The 17,119-nt window shown below is 62.8% G+C and carries 22 protein-coding genes; 13 read left to right on the forward strand and 9 right to left on the reverse strand.

Features of this window, described 5'->3' with window-relative positions:
- From ACFPWW_RS09035 to ACFPWW_RS09050, 4 genes are all read left to right on the forward strand, one after another.
- Positions 1–243: hypothetical protein (locus ACFPWW_RS09035; protein ID WP_377311437.1), on the forward strand; the 243-nt coding region annotated here is incomplete at its 5' end.
- A 2-nt stretch (positions 244–245) separates the two neighbouring features.
- On the forward strand, positions 246–455 hold the full coding sequence (locus tag ACFPWW_RS09040; protein ID WP_112703239.1) for an AbrB/MazE/SpoVT family DNA-binding domain-containing protein: 210 nt from the start codon (positions 246–248) through the stop codon (positions 453–455).
- On the forward strand, positions 455–832 hold the full coding sequence (locus tag ACFPWW_RS09045) for a type II toxin-antitoxin system VapC family toxin (RefSeq protein WP_377311438.1): 378 nt from the start codon (positions 455–457) through the stop codon (positions 830–832). The genes ACFPWW_RS09040 and ACFPWW_RS09045 overlap by 1 nt, the downstream gene beginning before the upstream one ends.
- The gene (locus tag ACFPWW_RS09050; protein ID WP_377311439.1) at positions 829–1,404 is read left to right on the forward strand and encodes a class I SAM-dependent methyltransferase; all 576 of its coding nucleotides are present in this window, start codon (positions 829–831) and stop codon (positions 1,402–1,404) included. Before ACFPWW_RS09045 ends, ACFPWW_RS09050 begins: the two co-directional genes overlap by 4 nt.
- Before the next feature lie 55 nt (positions 1,405–1,459).
- Here ACFPWW_RS09050 and ACFPWW_RS09055 read toward each other — a convergent pair whose 3' ends face one another.
- The 3 genes from ACFPWW_RS09055 to ACFPWW_RS09065 form a co-directional block, all read right to left on the reverse strand.
- Positions 1,460–2,245, reverse strand: coding sequence for a hypothetical protein (locus ACFPWW_RS09055; protein ID WP_377311440.1), 786 nt, complete (start codon positions 2,243–2,245; stop codon positions 1,460–1,462).
- 169 nt (positions 2,246–2,414) lie between these two features.
- Positions 2,415–3,434, reverse strand: coding sequence for a ketol-acid reductoisomerase (gene ilvC, locus ACFPWW_RS09060; RefSeq protein WP_112569583.1), 1,020 nt, complete (start codon positions 3,432–3,434; stop codon positions 2,415–2,417).
- A gap of 46 nt (positions 3,435–3,480) precedes the next feature.
- A complete protein-coding gene (locus ACFPWW_RS09065) occupies positions 3,481–4,146 on the reverse strand; it encodes a TetR/AcrR family transcriptional regulator C-terminal domain-containing protein (protein WP_112569581.1) in 666 nt (221 codons plus the stop codon).
- Between the two features lie 173 nt (positions 4,147–4,319).
- On the opposite strand from ACFPWW_RS09065, the gene ACFPWW_RS09070 reads away from it, so the two are divergent.
- Positions 4,320–4,691: a DUF4087 domain-containing protein gene (locus ACFPWW_RS09070; RefSeq protein WP_377311441.1), complete on the forward strand. Its 372-nt coding sequence runs from the start codon at positions 4,320–4,322 to the stop codon at positions 4,689–4,691.
- On the opposite strand, the gene ACFPWW_RS09075 is transcribed toward ACFPWW_RS09070, so the two are convergent.
- Positions 4,692–5,600 carry an AraC family transcriptional regulator gene (locus ACFPWW_RS09075; protein WP_112569577.1) on the reverse strand — a complete coding sequence of 303 codons (909 nt, stop codon included), beginning with the start codon at positions 5,598–5,600 and terminating at the stop codon, positions 4,692–4,694.
- A 203-nt stretch (positions 5,601–5,803) separates the two neighbouring features.
- Here ACFPWW_RS09075 and ACFPWW_RS09080 point away from each other — a divergent pair, with 203 nt between their 5' ends.
- Positions 5,804–6,850 (forward strand): NAD(P)-dependent alcohol dehydrogenase, encoded by a 1,047-nt coding sequence (locus ACFPWW_RS09080; protein WP_112703332.1) that lies wholly within the window; start codon positions 5,804–5,806, stop codon positions 6,848–6,850.
- A gap of 183 nt (positions 6,851–7,033) precedes the next feature.
- Here ACFPWW_RS09080 and ACFPWW_RS09085 read toward each other — a convergent pair whose 3' ends face one another.
- The gene (locus ACFPWW_RS09085; protein ID WP_377311442.1) at positions 7,034–7,399 is read right to left on the reverse strand and encodes a hypothetical protein; all 366 of its coding nucleotides are present in this window, start codon (positions 7,397–7,399) and stop codon (positions 7,034–7,036) included.
- Here ACFPWW_RS09085 and ACFPWW_RS09090 point away from each other — a divergent pair.
- Together ACFPWW_RS09090 and ACFPWW_RS09095 are read left to right on the forward strand one after the other, a co-directional pair.
- A complete protein-coding gene (locus tag ACFPWW_RS09090; RefSeq protein ID WP_377311443.1) occupies positions 7,398–7,874 on the forward strand; it encodes a DUF992 domain-containing protein in 477 nt (158 codons plus the stop codon). The genes ACFPWW_RS09085 and ACFPWW_RS09090 overlap by 2 nt on opposite strands.
- A gap of 102 nt (positions 7,875–7,976) precedes the next feature.
- Complete coding sequence (locus tag ACFPWW_RS09095; protein ID WP_113499474.1) at positions 7,977–8,696, forward strand: hypothetical protein; 720 nt, start codon at positions 7,977–7,979, stop codon at positions 8,694–8,696.
- 55 nt (positions 8,697–8,751) lie between these two features.
- On the opposite strand, the gene ACFPWW_RS09100 is transcribed toward ACFPWW_RS09095, so the two are convergent.
- Positions 8,752–10,017: an NAD(P)/FAD-dependent oxidoreductase gene (locus ACFPWW_RS09100; protein WP_377311444.1), complete on the reverse strand. Its 1,266-nt coding sequence runs from the start codon at positions 10,015–10,017 to the stop codon at positions 8,752–8,754.
- A gap of 90 nt (positions 10,018–10,107) precedes the next feature.
- Positions 10,108–10,569 carry an Lrp/AsnC family transcriptional regulator gene (locus tag ACFPWW_RS09105; RefSeq protein WP_112569569.1) on the reverse strand — a complete coding sequence of 154 codons (462 nt, stop codon included), beginning with the start codon at positions 10,567–10,569 and terminating at the stop codon, positions 10,108–10,110.
- 151 nt (positions 10,570–10,720) lie between these two features.
- Between ACFPWW_RS09105 and ACFPWW_RS09110 the strand changes: the two genes are divergently transcribed.
- The 4 genes from ACFPWW_RS09110 to ACFPWW_RS09125 all read left to right on the forward strand — a co-directional run bounded on the left by ACFPWW_RS09110 (position 10,721) and on the right by ACFPWW_RS09125 (position 14,506).
- Positions 10,721–11,443, forward strand: a complete 723-nt coding sequence (locus tag ACFPWW_RS09110; RefSeq protein WP_113414214.1) for an aspartate/glutamate racemase family protein — start codon at positions 10,721–10,723, stop codon at positions 11,441–11,443.
- Positions 11,444–11,603: 160 nt separating this feature from the next.
- Entirely contained in the window at positions 11,604–12,521 is a 918-nt protein-coding gene (locus ACFPWW_RS09115) for a bifunctional helix-turn-helix transcriptional regulator/GNAT family N-acetyltransferase (protein WP_112569565.1), read from the forward strand.
- Between the two features lie 60 nt (positions 12,522–12,581).
- Entirely contained in the window at positions 12,582–13,205 is a 624-nt protein-coding gene (locus tag ACFPWW_RS09120; protein WP_112569563.1) for a TetR/AcrR family transcriptional regulator, read from the forward strand.
- 92 nt (positions 13,206–13,297) lie between these two features.
- Complete coding sequence (locus tag ACFPWW_RS09125; RefSeq protein WP_377311445.1) at positions 13,298–14,506, forward strand: MFS transporter; 1,209 nt, start codon at positions 13,298–13,300, stop codon at positions 14,504–14,506.
- Between the two features lie 54 nt (positions 14,507–14,560).
- Here the strand turns inward: ACFPWW_RS09125 and ACFPWW_RS09130 are convergent, their stop codons facing one another.
- Positions 14,561–14,974 carry a winged helix-turn-helix transcriptional regulator gene (locus tag ACFPWW_RS09130; protein ID WP_112703228.1) on the reverse strand — a complete coding sequence of 138 codons (414 nt, stop codon included), beginning with the start codon at positions 14,972–14,974 and terminating at the stop codon, positions 14,561–14,563.
- Positions 14,975–15,092: 118 nt separating this feature from the next.
- On the opposite strand from ACFPWW_RS09130, the gene ACFPWW_RS09135 reads away from it, so the two are divergent.
- Entirely contained in the window at positions 15,093–15,980 is an 888-nt protein-coding gene (locus tag ACFPWW_RS09135) for an SDR family oxidoreductase (RefSeq protein WP_377311446.1), read from the forward strand.
- A gap of 47 nt (positions 15,981–16,027) precedes the next feature.
- On the opposite strand, the gene ACFPWW_RS09140 is transcribed toward ACFPWW_RS09135, so the two are convergent.
- On the reverse strand, positions 16,028–16,780 hold the full coding sequence (locus tag ACFPWW_RS09140) for a pyridoxine 5'-phosphate synthase (protein ID WP_112703226.1): 753 nt from the start codon (positions 16,778–16,780) through the stop codon (positions 16,028–16,030).
- Between the last annotated feature and the right edge of the window lie 339 nt (positions 16,781–17,119).

A 17,119-nucleotide genomic window follows, 5' to 3' on the forward strand; every position in this document is an offset into this window, starting at 1 on the left:
CAAACCAGCCATGACATGAAGGCAAAAGGCCGCCAACTTCGTCTGCCTCACGGCCAAACCGGAAACAACCAAACCTTCAAAAACAAAACCCGCCGAAAAAATCGACGGGTTTGTCAGCGGTCTGAACCGGGCAAAGTGCCCGGTTTTTTCATGCCCGAACCAATCGCCTGGCCTCGAGAATGGTTCGCCATTGACCGGCCCGGCACGAATTCTTACTATCTGCCGATCGATGGAGGAAGGTAAGAATGGCAAGGGCAACCCTCTCCGCAAAATTCCAGATCTCCATTCCCAAGGAAGTGCGCGAACAGCAGCACTGGTCCGCCGGACAGGAATTCGTCTTCATACCCAAGGGAAAAGGCGTGCTCCTCATCCCTGTCCCTGAACTGACAGATCTCAAGGGCATGGCCAAAGGCGCGGACCCAAGCGACTACCGCGACCGGAAAGACCGGCTTTGATGCGTGTCGTCGATAGCACCGCCTGGATCGAATGGCTGACCCAGGGCCCCGCTGCCGAACGCCTTCAGGCCGAGATGCCCGACCGAGCCAACTGCATCGTCCCCACTATCGTCCAGCTCGAACTCGCCAAGTGGCTGGAACGCGAACACCGCGAAGAAGCCGTCGATTCCTTCTTCGCCTATACCACCACCTGCGTCGTAGTCCCTCTCAACACGACGCTTGCCCGCCGCGCCGCCGAAGTTTCCGCGAGGCGCAAACTCGCCCTCGCGGACGCCATTATCTATGCGACCTCCGAACTGCACGATGCCGACGTGCTGACACTCGACGCCCATTTCAAAGGTCTGGAGCGCGTGGTCTATCTCGAGAAGAACCCATGACAACCTCCTTCTACGACGACAATGCCGAGACCTACGCCACGCGCGACCGGAAACCACCAACGGCAAGGCTCGACTCCTTCCTCGCCGCCCTTCCCGAAGAGGCGCGCATTCTCGAACTCGGCTGCGGCGGCGGACAGGACTGCGCCTACATGCTGTCCAGGGGTTTCGACGTCACGCCGACAGACGGCTCGGCCGAGCTTGCCCGGCAGGCCGAGAAGCTGGTCGGCAGGCCGGTGAAGGTCATGCGCTTCGAGGAGCTTGCCGCGCGCGAGGAATTCGACGGGATCTGGGCCGAGGCGAGCCTGCTGCATGTGCCCCGCACCGATCTCCCCGCCATCCTCGCCCTCATCCGCAACGCCTTGAAGAAAGGCGGCATCTTCCACGCGAGCTTCAAGGCCGGCACCGCCGAAGGCCATGACGGTTTCGGGCGTTATTACAACTATCCTTCGAGCGAATGGCTGCAGGAACTGCTCGTTGCCGGCGGCTGGAGAAACGTCACCATCAACGAAGCCGATGGCGGCGGTTATGACAACAAGCCGACCCGCTGGCTGCATCTTGCCGCTCGTAAATGAAAAAGCCGGAGCTTTCGCGGCAACCTACACCACCACGATGATTAAGCCAGCCGCACTATCCCAGAGGCTCTTCAACGCGCCAAGGCAACCGCCGCAATTCTTCGATTTCATCCAGCAGACGGTCGATCTGCCATTGCTCTCCTGTAGGTATCGCCTCCACCAATTCGATCACTGCGTTTTCGACAGTGGTGCCGGTCACCCAATCAAGGACAAAACGGCGTTTTTCGGCTGCGATATCCTCCCAGAAACCGTTGCCTCGGTAGAGACCCTTTAGATCGGCGCGGGCAAGCTGCAGAAATGCATTCGGAGTCGGCTGCCGTACCCACAGGCCGAGGCAGGACTCAATTTGAAGATCGAGCCTTGCCATCGCCAGTATCCAATCCCAGGCCGACGGATCGAAATCCGGGTCCTGCAGTCTCTTGAAGGCCCAAGCCGCATAGACAACATTCGCGACCGCCGTCTGTTCGGCAACAGGCCACTGCTTCCAATCGCTTAGGGCAAGTTTTGAAGCGATAGCAGGCGGTTCGAAGCCGTAGGAGCAGGGAGAAATGACGGACAGATGAAGGATTCGGGGCAGGAAATGCTTGAATTCATCAGCCGAACCTACCGTGGTCATCGCACTTGCCGCGTATGGTCCGAGCGCTTCGGCGCTCAACTCCCGCAGGGGCGCCGATTTCAGGTCGGAGAGAATTTTCTCTGGGTCGCGCAGAGGCGAAGCATCCAGCGACTGCGGAAACGGATAGTTCTGAAACGCTGAATAGAGAGACCAGAGCCCCTCTTCCAGATCCTGCCTCGCAGACCTCACAATTGCTTCAAACACATCAACCCCATCGAAGTCCATCCTCAGACGGACACTCCAATAGCAAAAAGGCCGGAGCTTTCGCCCCGGCCTCTCGTAATCACGTCGTCAAAACCGCTTGGTTGACCGACTTGTCGACCAGCTCGTTCTTGCCGATTCCCCGCATCGCCGCAGGCGTGCAGCAAAGAGATGACGGGGGTCGGCAAGCCGCTTAGTTGACCGACTTGTCGACCAGCTTGTTCTTGCCGATCCACGGCATCATGCCGCGCAGCTTGGCGCCGACCTCTTCGATCTGGTGAGCGTCGTTGACGCGGCGGATACCCTTGAAGCGGGCCGCGCCCGACTTGTATTCCTGCATCCATTCGGAGGTGAACTTGCCGGTCTGGATGTCCTTCAGGACGCGCTTCATTTCGGCCTTGGTCTCGGCGGTAATGATGCGCGGACCGGAAACGTATTCGCCCCACTCGGCCGTGTTCGAGATCGAGTAGTTCATGTTGGCGATGCCGCCTTCATAGATCAGGTCGACGATCAGCTTCACTTCGTGCAGGCATTCGAAATAGGCCATTTCCGGTGCGTAACCGGCTTCGGTCAGCGTTTCGAAACCGGCGCGGATGAGCTCGACGAGACCGCCGCACAGAACGACCTGTTCGCCGAAGAGGTCGGTTTCGCACTCTTCGCGGAAGTTGGTTTCGATGATGCCCGAACGGCCGCCGCCGACGCCGCAGGCGTAGGAGAGAGCGAGCTCAAGCGCGTTGCCGGATGCGTTCTGGTGAACGGCAACGAGGCAGGGAACGCCGCCGCCCTTCTGGTATTCGCCGCGAACCGTGTGGCCCGGGCCCTTCGGGGCGATCATGACGACATCGACCGAAGCCTTCGGCTCGATGAGGCCGAAATGCACGTTGAGGCCGTGGGCGAAGGCGATCGCTGCGCCGTCGCGGATGTTCGGGGCGATGTCGGCCTTGTAGATATCGGCCTGCAACTCGTCCGGGGTTGCCATCATCATCAGGTCGGCCCAGGCGGCAGCTTCGGCAACCGTCTTGACCTGGAAGCCGTCGGCTTCGGCCTTCTTGACGGTCGGCGAACCGGCCTTGAGCGCGATGACGACGTTCTGGGCGCCGGAATCCTTGAGGTTCAGCGCGTGAGCGCGACCCTGCGAACCGTAGCCGATGACGGCGACCTTCTTCGACTTGATGAGGTTGAGATCGGCATCACGATCGTAATAGACGCGCATTGAAATTCCTTCCCTTTTGCTTGTCTTGTTCACTTCAAAAAACGGGTCAGCCGAGGATCGGCATCTCCGCCAGAACCTTGTCCGTGCCGTAGAGGCGCAGGAAGGCGGTCACCGCCTTCTCGGCCTGACGCGCGGTATCCTTGAGGCCGGGCTCGCCGAGCAGCATGCGCACATGCAGGTCGGAAACGATGAGGCCGTAAAGCGTATGATAGGCCTCGTCCGCATCGTGGAAACGCAGCAGCCCTGCCCTTTTGCCCGCGTCGATCAGCGCCATGGCGCGGCGGTCGATCTGCCGGCGGCCGCGCTCCAGCAGGAGCTTGCCGAGCTTGGAGCCGTCGCGATGCGCCTCATGTGCGCTGGCATGGCCGATCGCCAGCCGGTTCAGCGCCAGCGACACGTCGCCGGCCAGAACCTCCAGCAGGTCGCGCGCGAAGATGACGAGATGGTCGTGCAGGCTCGTATAGGTCAGCCGCTCGCCGCTGCGCTCGAAGGTGCGCACCTTGCTTGCCTGATAGGCGATCATCGCCGACAGCAGGCCGTCACGGTCGCCGAACCACTTGTAGAGGCTCTCCTTGGAGCAATTCGCGGCGCGCGCGACGCCCGAAGTCGTCAGCGCCTTCTCCCCGCCATCGACGAGAAGCTGCAGCGCCTGCTCCAGAACGGCGTTCTGGCGTGGCGAAAACTCGCTCGGCTCTGCGACATCGACTGACACGGTCTCAACTCCCCATTTACGTACCGTACGGTACGGTTCGTGGCGTTTATGCGCCAGATCGCAGGCTCCCGTCAAGAAGCATCCTGAGATTTTTTCATCTCATATGAAACAGCGGAATTCGGCTGTTCGAAGGCGGGCGGATAGGCCAGCATCGCCAGCAAGGAGAATCGCCCATGAAGAAATCCGCGCCCGCCGCCGCCCTGTCGCTTGCCCTCGCCTTTCCGGCGCTTGCCTTTCCGGCCCTTGCCGCCGAGACGCGCTGCGGCTGGATCCAGAACCCGACGCCTGCCAACTGGTGGCTGGACGACGCGCAGAACACCTGGACGATCATGACGCAGGGAAGCGACGACGAGCCCGAGGGCATGGACCTGATACCCGATATTTCCGAGCACGATTATGTGCGCACCAACGGCAATTACGGCTATGCCTGCGCCTGCATGAGCGTCGAGACGGACGGCAGGGAGCGCATTACGCGCATCCTCTCCTTCCGCCAGCTGACGCTTGCGAAATGCCGCAGCGACAAGGCCCTGAAATTTCCCGGCTGATTATTCCGCCGCAATCGCATCCCGCGCGCCGTCCACGTCGCGCGCCGGCGAGGCGCCGTAGAGGCGGCTATATTCGCGGCTGAACTGCGACGGGCTCTGGTAGCCGACGCGGTGGCCGGCCGTGCCCGCATCCAGCCGCTCCACCAGCATCAGCCTTCGCGCCTCGTGCAGGCGAAGCTGCTTCTGATACTGCATCGGCGTCATCGCCGTCACCGACTTGAAGTGATGGTGGAAGGAGGACACGCTCATGTTGACATGGTCGGCCAGTTCCTCGATGCGCAGCGGCCGGGCGAAATTCTCCTTCAGCCAGGCCACCGCCCGCGCGATCCTGTTGCTGTGGCTGTCGGCGGTGGCGATATTGATCAGCCGCTCCCCGTCGGGGCCGGTCAGGATCCGGTAGAGGATTTCCTGCTCGATCAGCGGCGCCATGGCCGGAATGTCTTTCGGACGATCGAGCAAGCGCAGGAGCCGCACGGCAGCATCCAGAAGCTCCGGCGGCGCGACGTTGACGGTCATGCCGCGCTGCCCGTCCGTATGGGCGGCGGGGCGCGGAATGTCGATTCTGCTCAGGAGTTCCAGCAGCTTTTCGGAATCGATCGCCAGCCCGAGACAGAGATGCGGCACCTCGGGGCTTGCCTCGGCGATGCGCCAGGCGACCGGCAGATCGAGCGAGGTCAGAAGATAGTCGCCGGTGCCGTAGCTGATTGTCTCCTCCCCGAGGCGAAGGCTCTTGGCGCCTTGCAGGACAAAGGCAAAGCAGGGCTTGTAGCTGCTGTGCAGCGGATCGCTGGGATTGGAGCGGCGGCTGATGTGAAGATTGCCGATCGATGTCCGGAATTCGCCGTCGCCGGGCGCAAAGCGCATCGCGATATCGACGATTTCCCGGTAGGGATTGAAAGGCAATGTCATGCGGCAACTCTTTCTGTCTGGCGTCAGCGATACCGCCTTTATTTAGAGGCGCTTTTCCGTTTCGCAAACAGGCGCCAGGCTCACATTTGCAGGATCGTGCAAAAAGCTGAGAGTATCGCTCTAACGCTGCGGCAGCGTTCGGCGCAATAGTCCGGCCATCCACTCGCCTCCCCAACTCCCACACATCGAAAAGGATGGTTCCCATGCCTATCGCTAGAGGCTACGCCGCGACTGACGCTTCCAAGCCGCTGACGCCCTTCACCTTCGAGCGCCGCAATCCGAACCCGGATGACGTCGTCATCGAAATCAAGTTTGCCGGCATCTGCCATTCGGACATCCACACCGTCCGCAACGAGTGGAAGAACGCCGTCTATCCCATCGTTCCGGGCCATGAAATCGCCGGCATCGTCACGGCTGTCGGTTCCGAAGTCACCAAGTTCAAGGTCGGCGACCGCGTCGGCGTCGGCTGCTTCGTCGATTCCTGCGTCGGCTGCGCCACCCGCGATCTCGACCGCGAACAGTACATGCCGGGTCTCGTCGGCACCTACAACGAGTTCGAAGCCGATGGCGTCACCCGCACCCAGGGCGGCTATTCCGACTCGATCGTCGTCAAGGAAGGTTACGTCATGTCCATCCCGGACAACCTTCCGCTCGACGCTTCCGCGCCCCTGCTCTGCGCCGGCATCACCCTCTATTCACCGCTGCGCCACTGGAATGCCGGCCCCGGCAAGAAGGTCGCGATCGTCGGCATGGGCGGCCTCGGCCATATGGGCGTCAAGCTCGGTGCGGCCATGGGTGCCGATATCACCGTGCTCTCGCAGACGCTCTCCAAGAAGGAAGACGGCCTGAAGCTCGGCGCCAAGGAATATTACGCCACCAACGACCCGGAAACCTTCACGAAGCTGCGCGGCGCCTTCGACCTCGTCATCTGCACCGTCAGCGCCGAGATCGACTGGAATGCCTATCTCGGCCTCGTGAAGGTGGACGGCGCCTTCGTGGTGGTCGGCGTTCCCGAAAACCCGATCCCGGTCCACGCCTTCTCGCTGGTTCCCGGCCGCAAGAGCATTTCCGGCTCGATGATCGGCTCGATCAAGGAAACCCAGGAAATGCTCGATTTCTGCGGCAAGCACAACATCGTCGCCGAGATCGAGACGATCAACATCCAGCAGGTCAACGAAGCCTATGAGCGCGTGCTGAAGAGCGACGTGCGCTACCGCTTCGTCATCGACATCGCCTCGCTGGCGGCCTGACGGAACAGGAAGGCGGCTTTCGGGCCGCCTTTTTCATGTATGGATAGGGCCTGACGGCGACGGCATCGTCAGCGCCGTTGACCCCGGCGCGGCCGAACAGGGGCGCCCCGCCCGGCCGCATGCGGCAGCCTGCAATCCCCCGCTCCACGCATTCCCGTGAGGGCTGCAGCGCAGGGCGGATCACTACCTGCTCCCCGCAGATAGCGAAATCGCCGAAGTGTATCCGGCACGCCCGACAAGTAACCAGCCGGATAAATATCCTGTTTGCGACTCAATATGTCGCTGAGACATATTTTGGCACCTCGAAGCCAATGTATGTTCACAAAACTTCATAAAGCAGTTCATAATATGCGGATGAAACCAAAGTATCCGTAGCAGCATCCGGCTCCGTTCGCGCGGCAGGCCGTCGATTTCGCATATCTGCACTTGAGGAAAACCGATGCCCGGAACGACGATCTGCGCGTCCGTCGTTCTTTTACTTTCCGGCGTGGCCTGCGGGGACATTGCCGCAACAGGCGCGACACCTGATGAAAAAGGGGACTTCATCATGAACATCTCGAAAAGCACCGGCGGTTTGATGCTTGCCATGGCCATGCTGGCCGCCGCAGGCTCCGGCCATGCGGATGTCGCGAAGATCGGCATCCTCTCCTGCGACGTCTCGAAGGGCGTCGGAGAGATCCTGAGCCGCAAGCAGTCGCTCAATTGCCAGTTCAAGCCCGATGGCGGACAGCCCGAAAATTATGCCGGCAGCATCGATGAATACGGCATCGAACTCGGCAAGGTCGATCAGGGCCATCTGATCTGGGCTGTCGCATCGGCAATGCGCGGCGTCCCGAAAGGCGCGCTTGCCGGCAAATATGTCGGTGTCGGCGCGGGCGCATCCGTGGGGGTCGGCGTCGGGGCCAATGCGCTCGTCGGCGGCAACAACCGGTCGTTTTCGCTGCAGCCGCTTTCCGTTGACGGCCAAACCGGCCTCAACATCGCAACCGGCGTGCTTCAAGTCACCCTGACCGCCGCCAGATAGCAACCGGGACGTCAACCTCATCCGCCATGGCGGGAGAAACGGCGGCTCCCGGCCCTTGCCTTCGATCAACGGCACACTGTCAATCCAGCAAGGATGTCATCGATGATACCAACGCAAAGATTCAGCCTGCTTCTGGCAGGCACGCTCGCATTGCTCGGCGGCAACGCTCTCGCGCAGGATGCAGCCGTCAGGCCGCATATTCCCCTCGAAAAGACCATCGGCGAGGTGAGCCGGCAGGGGCCGGCGGCATCGTTGCTGGTCGTGAACGCGGATGGCGCAAGGCTTGAAGGCAACACGCTGACCCTGACCGGCGTTTCCGCCAACGCCATCATCTTCGCCGATCGCCCCGTGCGGGCAGCGGGCCATCTGGCCACCGCCGAACTCGTCAGGCAGTGGGCCGAAGGTCCCGACAGTTTCGACAAGGATCCGCCGAACGCCACCATCTCCGTTCTCGGCGGCGGTTCCAGCATCGCGGATGCCGTCGTCACGCTGAAGTCTCCGAAACTCGACGGCACGACGCTGACGTTCGACGTGTCGGTGCTGGAGGGCAGCCTTGCCGGCGCATCCGGACCGGCTGCCGTCTTCATCGATCATTGGCACGGCTGGAACAATGCCGGCTGGTACGGCATGGGGCTTGCGACGGGCGCCGCCCTGGGCCTGGCCGCGACGCGACGCCCCGCCTATGCAGTGCCGGCCTATCCCCCGCCCTATTATCCGCCGGTCGCGGCAAACCCCTGCCCTCCCGGCTACTGGCTTGGCCCCTGGGGACATTGCCGCGACACGCCCTATCACGGGCGCCTGCCGAACGGCGAATGGCAGTAAGGGCGCGGATGGGGGCCGGAACGCCCAGGCAAAGGCCCTGCATCCGCGTCTGCATCTAGCCGTCGTCGCGCATCGTCTCGCGCTGGGTGATCAGCCGGGCGCTGTGCTGGCCGCTCATATAGATCCAGAGCCAGTTCCAGGCGACGGCGAAGCGCGAGCGCGTGCCGATCAGGAAGTAGATATGGGCAAGGCCCCAGATCCACCAGGCGAGCCAGCCCTTGAGCTTGAAACGGCCGAAATCGATGATCGCCGCGCTCTTGCCGATCGTCGCCAGGCTGCCCTGATGCCAGTATCTGAACGGCCCCGGCGCCGGCTTGCCGGAGATACGGGCGCGGATCACCTTCGCCGCATAGGCGCCCTGCTGCTTGGCGGCCGGCGCGATGCCCGGCACCGGCTTGCCGCTCTCCTGGGTGACGGAAGCCGTATCGCCGATCACGAAGACATCGGGCAGGCCGGGTGCCGTCAGATCCTTTTCGACGATGGCGCGCCCTGCCCGGTCGGCGGCCACGCCCAGCCAGCGCGCCGCATGCGATGCCTGCACGCCCGCCGCCCAGACGATGGTCCGGCTCGCAATGAACCTGTCGCCGACCGTCACGCCGTCGGCCGTGCATTGCGTCACCGGCGTTCCCGTCAGCACCTCGACGCCGAGCTTTTCCAGCGCCTTCTGCGCATAGGCCGAAAGCGCCTCGGCAAAGGCCGGCAGCACGCGCGGACCTGCCTCGATCAGCACGACGCGGGTCTTGCGCGTATCGATATTGCGGAATTCCTTGGGCAGCGTGAAATGCGCAAGCTCGGCGATGATACCGGCAAGCTCGACACCGGTCGGGCCGGCGCCGACAATGGAGAAGGTCAGCAGCGCATCACGCACGGCCGGATCGCTTTCCACTTCCGCCCGCTCGAAGGCAAGCAGCACGCGCCGGCGGATCGTCGTCGCGTCCTCCAGCGTCTTCAGGCCGGGCGCCACCGGCTCCCATTCGTCATGGCCGAAATAGGCGTGTGTGGCGCCGGTCGCCAGAACCAGCGTATCGTAGTTCAGCACCATGCCGCTGCGCAGCGAAACGGTCTTGGCGCGCGCATCGACGCCGTTGACCTCGCCAAGCAGGGTCGTCACCTCGGGCCGGTCGGCATAGAGATGGCGGATCGGCCAGGCGATCTCCGAGGTGGAAAGGATGGTCGTTGCCACCTGATAGAGAAGCGGCTGGAAGAGATGGTGGTTGCGCCGGTCGACGAGCGTGATCTTCACGCCCGCCCCTTTCAACCCCTTGACGAGCTGCAGCCCGCCGAAACCGCCGCCGACAACGACGACATGATGTTCGCTCATGACCCACCCCTTTCGCGCCATTTCGCTGCATCAAATGTCGCCTTTCGCAGGCAGGATTCAACCGCCGTTTCGGCATAGCACCCCACAATGTCAGGCATAGGAAACGGGAATGGACAGACCCTGTTTCAAAAGCTCCATGGAAATCGAGGCCGAGACGTCGAAAAGCTCGATCTTGCGCACGATCCGCTTGTAGATGACGTCGTAATGCTCGACGCGCGGCAGCACGATCTTCAGGATATAGTCGTAATTGCCCGTCAGCCGGTGCGCCTCGACGATCTCGGGAATATCGCTGATCGCCCGCCGAAAACTCTCGGTCCACTCGTCGGAATGATGCGCGGTCTTGACGAGCGCAAAGACGGTCGTCGGCACGCCCATGCGCTCGCGGTCGAGCACGACGATGCGCCGGGCGATGTATCCGGTCTCCTCCAGCCGCTGGATGCGCCGCGAGCAGGCCGAGACGGAGAGCGCCACCTGTTCTGCAAGGTCGGTCACGGAGATGCCTGCATCCTCCTGCAGGATATCCAGAATCCGCCTGTCGCGATCGTCGATCATATCCAGCCTGCGCCGAATTTTTGCGAGAAATAGAAAACCTATGCAAACCAATAGCACATTTTGACAGGAAAGCACAAACAACGCAAACACATTGCGCCCGATCTGCGGCATCATTCCCGCATTCGAAACTGTCAGGGGGGAGCGACCATCCATGAAAACCATCGGCCTGATCGGCGGCATGAGCTTTGAAAGCTCGGCGGTCTACTATCGTCTCATCAACGAAATGGTGCGCGAGCGGCTGGGCGGCCTCGCCTCTGCCGAGCTCACCATGCATTCGGTGAATTTCGAGGAGATCGTTGCCCTGCAGAAGGCCGGCGCCTGGGATATGGCTGCCTCGCGCCTTGGCGATGTCGCGCTGCGCCTGCAGATTTCCGGCGCCCATTGCATGCTGATCTGCACCAACACCATGCACCTGATCGCGCCCGAGGTTGCCGCCCGCATTTCCGTGCCGCTGATCCACATCATCGACGAAACGGCAAGGACCATCCATGAGGCCGGCTGCAAGCGCCCGCTTCTGCTCGCCACGCGCTACACGATGGAACACGGCTTCTATGCCGACCGCATGAAAAGCCTCGGCCTCGAGATCATGGTGCCGGAAGCGGCCGACCGCACGACCGTTCACGACATCATCTTCAGCGAACTCTGCGCCGGCAAGGTGCTCGACAGTTCGCGCCAGAAACTCATGGCCGTGATCGAGCGCGCCCGTGAAAAGGGCGCCGACAGCATCATTCTCGGTTGCACCGAGATCTGCCTGATCCTCGATCCCGATCGCCTTCCCCTGCCCGGCTTCGACACGACCGCGATCCATGCCCGCGCCGCCGTCGATTTCGCGCTGGAGGGAGAACTGACCAAGGTCAAGGAAGATGCAGCCTGAGTCATCAATTTAGTTGACTCAGTCAATCAAAAACGACAGAGTCTTGTTAGAACGCCATGCGTCCATTCTGACGCATGGCGTTCCAACTCTTTGAATCTGCGCATCAGGCTTACCGAAAATCGAAACCGATTCTCGGGCCGATGCTGTAGGAGACCCTGCCGTGACCGATCCTGCCCTCATCGAATCCGCCCGCGAATTCAACCGCTTCTACACGAACTTCCTCGGCCTGCTGAACAAGGCCTATCTCGATACGCCGTTTACGCTGACGGACGCGCGCGTGCTCTTCGAGATCGGCGCTCATGATGGCGTCAATGCCGGCGCGCTCGCCCGCGACCTGCAGCTCGACCCGGCCTATCTGAGCCGCATCCTCAAGCGTTTCCGCGAAGAAGAGCTCATCGAAGCCAGACCCGACCCCGCCGACCAGCGCAGCCAGATCCTTACTGTCACCGGCAAGGGACGCAGCCAGTTCGAGGAATTCGGCCACCGCGCCAATGCCCAGATCGCCGCCCGCTTCGACACGCTTGCCGATGGCGAGCCGGAAGCCGCCGTCGATGCCATGCGCACGATCCGGGCGATCCTCGATCCGCAGGCAAAACCGGCGGCCGCCGTCATCCGCCCGCATCGGGCCGGCGATATCGGCTGGATCGTCCAGAGCCAGGGCCGCTTCTATGCCGAGGAATACGGCTGGGATCTGCGCTTCGAGGGGCTGGTCGCCGAAGTTGCCGGAAAATTCCTCGCCAATTTCGACCCCGCGATGGAATATTGCTGGATCGCCGAGCGCGGCGGCATCAATCTCGGCTCGGTGCTGATCACCAATGGCGGCGACGGCATCGCCAAGCTCCGCCTTCTCTATGTCGACAAGGCCGCCCGCGGTCTCGGGCTCGGCAAACAGCTGGTCGACGAATGCATCGCCTTTTCCCGCCGCAAGGGATACAGGCAGATCTCGCTCTGGACGAACGACTTCCTCCACACCGCCCGCGCCATCTATCAGAAGGCCGGCTTCCGGCTTGTCTCCGAAGAGAGACATCGCATGTTCGGGCCGGAAGCCAACGGCCAGACCTGGGTGCTCGATCTCTGATCTTGCGGCGTCGCAGAAATTTTACTTGATTTGGAAATGGTCATTCCCTAATTAGGCGCCATGACCGTTGACGCCCTGACACCCGATGCAAAGACCCGCAGCCGCGGCCGCCCGCGCGAGTTCGATATGGACGCCGCCCTCGATGCGGCGTTGCGCGTCTTTTCCGAGCGCGGCTACCACGCCGCCTCGATCAGCGAGCTGACCGAGGCCATGGGCCTTGCCTCCGGCAGTGTCTACAAGGCCTTCAAGGACAAGAGCGGCATCTTCCTTGCCGCCTTCAAGCGCTATCGCCAGCTCGGCCGCGGCCGGCTGGAAGCAAGGGTCGCCGCTGCCGCGACCGGCCGCGACAAGGTCTTCCAGATGGTGATGTATTACGCCGAACTGTCCCACGGCGAGGCCGGCCTCAAGGGCTGTCTCGTCGTCGGCGGCGCAAACGATCTCTCGCTGCTGGACGAAGAAGCCGCGGCACATGTGGCCGCCGCCTTTTCCGCCGACGAGAAGCTGATGGCCGATCTCATCCGCATCGGCCAGGCCGACGGCACGATCCCGTCGACAGTGGATGCCGATGCCACCGCCCTTACCTTTCTCTGCCTGACCAAGGGCCTGCGCGTCATCGGGAGGACGGGACGCGGCGAGAAGGAGATGATCGCTGCGGCCGAGGCGGCCATGCGGCTCGTGACCTGACGAGCGAGATACCGTCATCCGGTCAGGGATCGGGCGGCGGCAGACGAATATTTGCATTCAATCCTCCCAATCATTGCCCTCTGGAGTTTCCGATGAGCGTTTCAGCCACCACGCCGGATACGGCCTTGCCCCGCGCCCTGTCCCCCTGGCTAACCTTCCTTTTTGCAGCCTCCTGCGGCTTCGTCGCCGCCAATCTCTATTACGGCCAGCCGCTGGCAGGCCCGATCAGCACCGATCTCGGCTTCACGCCGGCCGCAACCGGCCTCATCGTCACGCTGACGCAGATCGGCTATGGCCTCGGCCTGCTGCTGCTCGTGCCGCTGGCCGACCTCTTCGAAAACCGCCGCCTCATCCTGACGCTGATCGCAGCCTCCGCGCTGGCGCTGATCGGCGCCGCCTTCTCCTCGACGCCGGGCATGTTCCTGACAGCCTCGCTCTGCATCGGCCTCGCCTCGGTCGCAGCCCAGGTTCTCGTCCCCTTCGCCGCCAGCATGGCGCCGGATGCGACGCGCGGCCAGGTCGTCGGCAATGTCATGAGCGGCCTGCTTTGCGGCATCATGCTCGCCCGCCCCTTCGCGAGCCTCGTTGCCGAGGCCTCGTCCTGGCACATGGTCTACTACCTCACCGCCGCCGTCATGATCGCGCTCGGCATCGTGCTGCGCGCCAACCTGCCGGTCCGCGTCCCCCACACGAAGCTGCGTTACGGTGAACTGCTGGCCTCGATGGGCCATCTGGCGCTGAACTCGCGCGTGCTGCAGCGCCGCGCCCTCTATCAGGCCGGCATGTTCGGCGCTTTCAGCCTGTTCTGGACGACGGCGCCGCTGCTGCTCGCTAGCCCCGCCTTCGGCATGTCGCAGAACGGCATCGCGCTGTTTGCCCTTGCCGGTGCTGCCGGCGCCGTGGCCTCGCCGATCGCCGGCCGCCTCGCCGACCGCGGCATGACGAAGGTCGCCTCCACGCTTGCCATGCTGCTCGCCATGGGCTCCTTCCTCGTCAGCCATTTCGCCACCGACGGCTCGCTGACGGCGCTCGTTCTCCTGACGGCCGCCGCGATCCTGCTCGATTTCGGCGTGACGACCAACCTCGTCTGCGGCCAGCGCGCCATCTACGGGCTCAGCCCGGAACATCGCGGCCGCCTGAACGGCCTCTTCATGGCAACCTTCTTCACCGGCGGCGCCATCGGCTCCGCGCTCGGCGGCTGGGCCTATGCGACCGGCGGCTGGACGATGGCGGCCTGGATCGGCTTCTGCTTCCCGGCCCTCGCCTTCCTGTTCTTCCTGACGGAAGGCCGCGAGAAGTAACGCGCTCGGGATCAGGCGGCGTCCCGCCCGCCTGATCCTCTTCCCCGCTCTGCCCTATTGCTCCACGTCGAAACGCAGCCGCGCGGCGCGAACCTCGTCATGGTTGGCTTCCGCCCAGTTCAGAAGCTGCGACAGAACCGTGTAGAGCGAGCGGCCGAGATCGGTCATCCGGTATTCCACGCTCGGCGGCTTCGTCGGAAAAACCTCCCGCTCGATATAGCCGTCCCGCTGCAGGTCGCGCAGCGATTGCGTCAGCATGCGCTGGGAAATATCCGGGATCATCCGGCGCAATTCACCGAAACGGTAGGGCTGCTTGGCAAGCGCTTCGAGAAGCAGCGTCGACCACTTGCCGCCGATCTGCTGCAGCACGTCCCGCACCGGGCAATTGGTAAAATCCAGGCTCGCAAGGTCGATCTCGCGCCGCGCGCCCTGCGCTCTCGCTTTCAGAGTGACGATGGTTCCGGCCATGAGCTGGTTCCTTTTTGGTAACGAACTCCCGAAAAACTGCCTTCTTTACAGCCCCAGGTCAATTCCTATTCTAGCGTTAGTCTCTTTTTGAGACCACCTATCAACGCTAGAGGAAACCATGAGCGAAACCATTCTCGTCACCGGCGCCGCAGGCCAGCTCGGTCAGCGTGTCATCCATCACCTGATCGAAAGCTACAGGGTCGCCCCGGCAAACATCATTGCCGCAACCCGCAGCCCGGAGAAGCTCGCCACGCTCGCCGCCATTGGCGTCGTGACCCGCAAGGCGGATTTTGACGATGCCGCCGGTCTCGAAGCCGCCTTTGCCGGCGTCGATCGCCTGCTCATCATCAGCACGGATTCGCTCGATACGCCCGGCAAGCGCCTGGCCCAGCACAAGGCTGCCGTTGCCGCCGCCGTCAGGGCCAGGGTGAAGCACATCACCTACACGTCCATGCCCTCGCCCGACGATTCGCTCGTCACCTTCGCGCCCGACCATCTCGGCACCGAAAACGCCATCAGGGAAAGCGGCATCCCCTACACGATCGTGCGCGACGCCTGGTATCACGACAACTACCTGCACAGCATGCCGCACAATCTGCAGGCCGGAAAATGGTTCACCTCGGCCGGCGACGGCAAGATCTCGACCATCTCGCGTGACGATTGCGCGCTCGCCATCGCCTCGGTGCTGGCAGCGGGCATTGCCGAAAGCGCCACCTACACGCTGACCGGCAAACAGTCGCTGACGCCGAAGGAAATTGCCGCAATCGCCACCGAAGCCACCGGCAAGCCGCTCGAAGTCATCACCGTGACCGACGAGCAGCTCGGTCAGGGCATTCGCGGCGCCGGCCTGCCGGGCTTCGTCGCCGACATGCTGGTTTCGGCCGACGCCAATACGCGCGCCGGCAAGTTCGATATCGTCACCGACGATTTCGCCAGGCTGACCGGAAAGCAGCCGCAGTCGCTCAAGGATTATTTCGTCGCCAACAAGGCAGCACTCACCGCCTGAGCCTGCCGGAAGGCCCGCCCTCGCATCCACCGCGGGCGGGCCGTCTTTCAGATCTTCTGGCCGCAGGCCCGGCAGAAGCGGCGCACCGTTTCCGCCATGCCATATTCCAGCGCATCGGCCGTCAGCCCGTGGCCGATCGAAACTTCGGCGAGATCGGGAATGCGCTTCACCAGCGCCGGCAGGTTTGCCACCGTCAGGTCATGGCCGCCATTGACGGCAAGGCCGAGCGCGAGCGCGGCATCGGCCGTCCTGCCGAGCCCTTCGAGGATCGGCGCCGCCCTTTCCGGCGCGTCGTAGCAGCCGCCATAGGGGCCGGTGTAAAGTTCGATCCGGTCGGCCCCGGTCGCCTTTGCGGCCTTCACGGCTTCCGCGTCGCCATCGCCGTCGGCAAAGAGCGAGACGCGAAATCCCATCTTCTTCAGCCGTCCCACGACATCGGTCAGAAACGCCTGATGCTTGCGAAAATCCCAGCCGTGATCCGAGGTCGCCTGCGAAGGATCGTCCGGCACCAGCGTCACCTGCTCCGGCTGGGCCTTGGCGCAAAGCTCCAGGAATTCCTCGGTCGGATAGCCCTCGATATTGAATTCGGCATCCGGAAACTCGTCGTCGATCAGGTTGCGGATGACAGGCAGGTCGGAAAAGCGGATATGGCGCTGGTCCGGCCGCGGATGCACCGTCAGGCCCGAAGCGCCGGCGGCAAGCGCGATGCGCCCGAGCCCTTCCACGCTTGGCCAGGGCAGGTCGCGGCGGTTGCGCAGCATGGCAATGGCATTGAGGTTCACGGAGAGTTTGGCGGGCATGGCGCTATCCGGTCAGAGGTGGAGACTCGCCCCGCTTTTAAGCCAAGCGGCCCGCCAAGGCCAATGAGATTCGCAGATGCGTTCATGCCGGCCGGTGATGGCCCGTCCGGACAACGTTCTGACGTCATGCGCGTACCGCAGATAGTAATTCCCGTTCCGCCGGAAGTTCATTCGCCGGTAGCGGCAAACCATATGGTAGCTTTGTACCACACATCGCCAGCAAGAGGTGGATCGGGCCGCCCGAACATTGCTATCCCATTTAAAAACGGTTATTTTTAGCACTTACAAAAAAGACCGCCCGCGCATAAGCTGGGCGCTGCGTAACGAGTAAGTACGCCG

The organism is Rhizobium sp. GCM10022189 (assembly GCF_042656325.1).
GTDB lineage: Bacteria > Pseudomonadota > Alphaproteobacteria > Rhizobiales > Rhizobiaceae > Rhizobium.

Bases quoted from the DNA above. Each gene is read 5' to 3' on its own strand.
- ACFPWW_RS09040 (WP_112703239.1), top strand. From the start codon at position 246: ATGGCAAGGGCAACCCTCTCCGCAAAATTCCAGATCTCCATTCCCAAG.
- ACFPWW_RS09045 (WP_377311438.1), top strand. From the start codon at position 455: ATGCGTGTCGTCGATAGCACCGCCTGGATCGAATGGCTGACCCAGGGC.
- ACFPWW_RS09050 (WP_377311439.1), top strand. From the start codon at position 829: ATGACAACCTCCTTCTACGACGACAATGCCGAGACCTACGCCACGCGC.
- ACFPWW_RS09055 (WP_377311440.1), bottom strand. From the start codon at position 2,245: ATGGACTTCGATGGGGTTGATGTGTTTGAAGCAATTGTGAGGTCTGCG.
- ilvC (WP_112569583.1), bottom strand. From the start codon at position 3,434: ATGCGCGTCTATTACGATCGTGATGCCGATCTCAACCTCATCAAGTCG.
- ACFPWW_RS09070 (WP_377311441.1), top strand. From the start codon at position 4,320: ATGAAGAAATCCGCGCCCGCCGCCGCCCTGTCGCTTGCCCTCGCCTTT.
- ACFPWW_RS09075 (WP_112569577.1), bottom strand. From the start codon at position 5,600: ATGACATTGCCTTTCAATCCCTACCGGGAAATCGTCGATATCGCGATG.
- ACFPWW_RS09080 (WP_112703332.1), top strand. From the start codon at position 5,804: ATGCCTATCGCTAGAGGCTACGCCGCGACTGACGCTTCCAAGCCGCTG.
- ACFPWW_RS09090 (WP_377311443.1), top strand. From the start codon at position 7,398: ATGAACATCTCGAAAAGCACCGGCGGTTTGATGCTTGCCATGGCCATG.
- ACFPWW_RS09085 (WP_377311442.1), bottom strand. From the start codon at position 7,399: ATGATGAAGTCCCCTTTTTCATCAGGTGTCGCGCCTGTTGCGGCAATG.
- ACFPWW_RS09095 (WP_113499474.1), top strand. From the start codon at position 7,977: ATGATACCAACGCAAAGATTCAGCCTGCTTCTGGCAGGCACGCTCGCA.
- ACFPWW_RS09100 (WP_377311444.1), bottom strand. From the start codon at position 10,017: ATGAGCGAACATCATGTCGTCGTTGTCGGCGGCGGTTTCGGCGGGCTG.
- ACFPWW_RS09105 (WP_112569569.1), bottom strand. From the start codon at position 10,569: ATGATCGACGATCGCGACAGGCGGATTCTGGATATCCTGCAGGAGGAT.
- ACFPWW_RS09110 (WP_113414214.1), top strand. From the start codon at position 10,721: ATGAAAACCATCGGCCTGATCGGCGGCATGAGCTTTGAAAGCTCGGCG.
- ACFPWW_RS09120 (WP_112569563.1), top strand. From the start codon at position 12,582: ATGACCGTTGACGCCCTGACACCCGATGCAAAGACCCGCAGCCGCGGC.
- ACFPWW_RS09125 (WP_377311445.1), top strand. From the start codon at position 13,298: ATGAGCGTTTCAGCCACCACGCCGGATACGGCCTTGCCCCGCGCCCTG.
- ACFPWW_RS09130 (WP_112703228.1), bottom strand. From the start codon at position 14,974: ATGGCCGGAACCATCGTCACTCTGAAAGCGAGAGCGCAGGGCGCGCGG.
- ACFPWW_RS09135 (WP_377311446.1), top strand. From the start codon at position 15,093: ATGAGCGAAACCATTCTCGTCACCGGCGCCGCAGGCCAGCTCGGTCAG.
- ACFPWW_RS09140 (WP_112703226.1), bottom strand. From the start codon at position 16,780: ATGCCCGCCAAACTCTCCGTGAACCTCAATGCCATTGCCATGCTGCGC.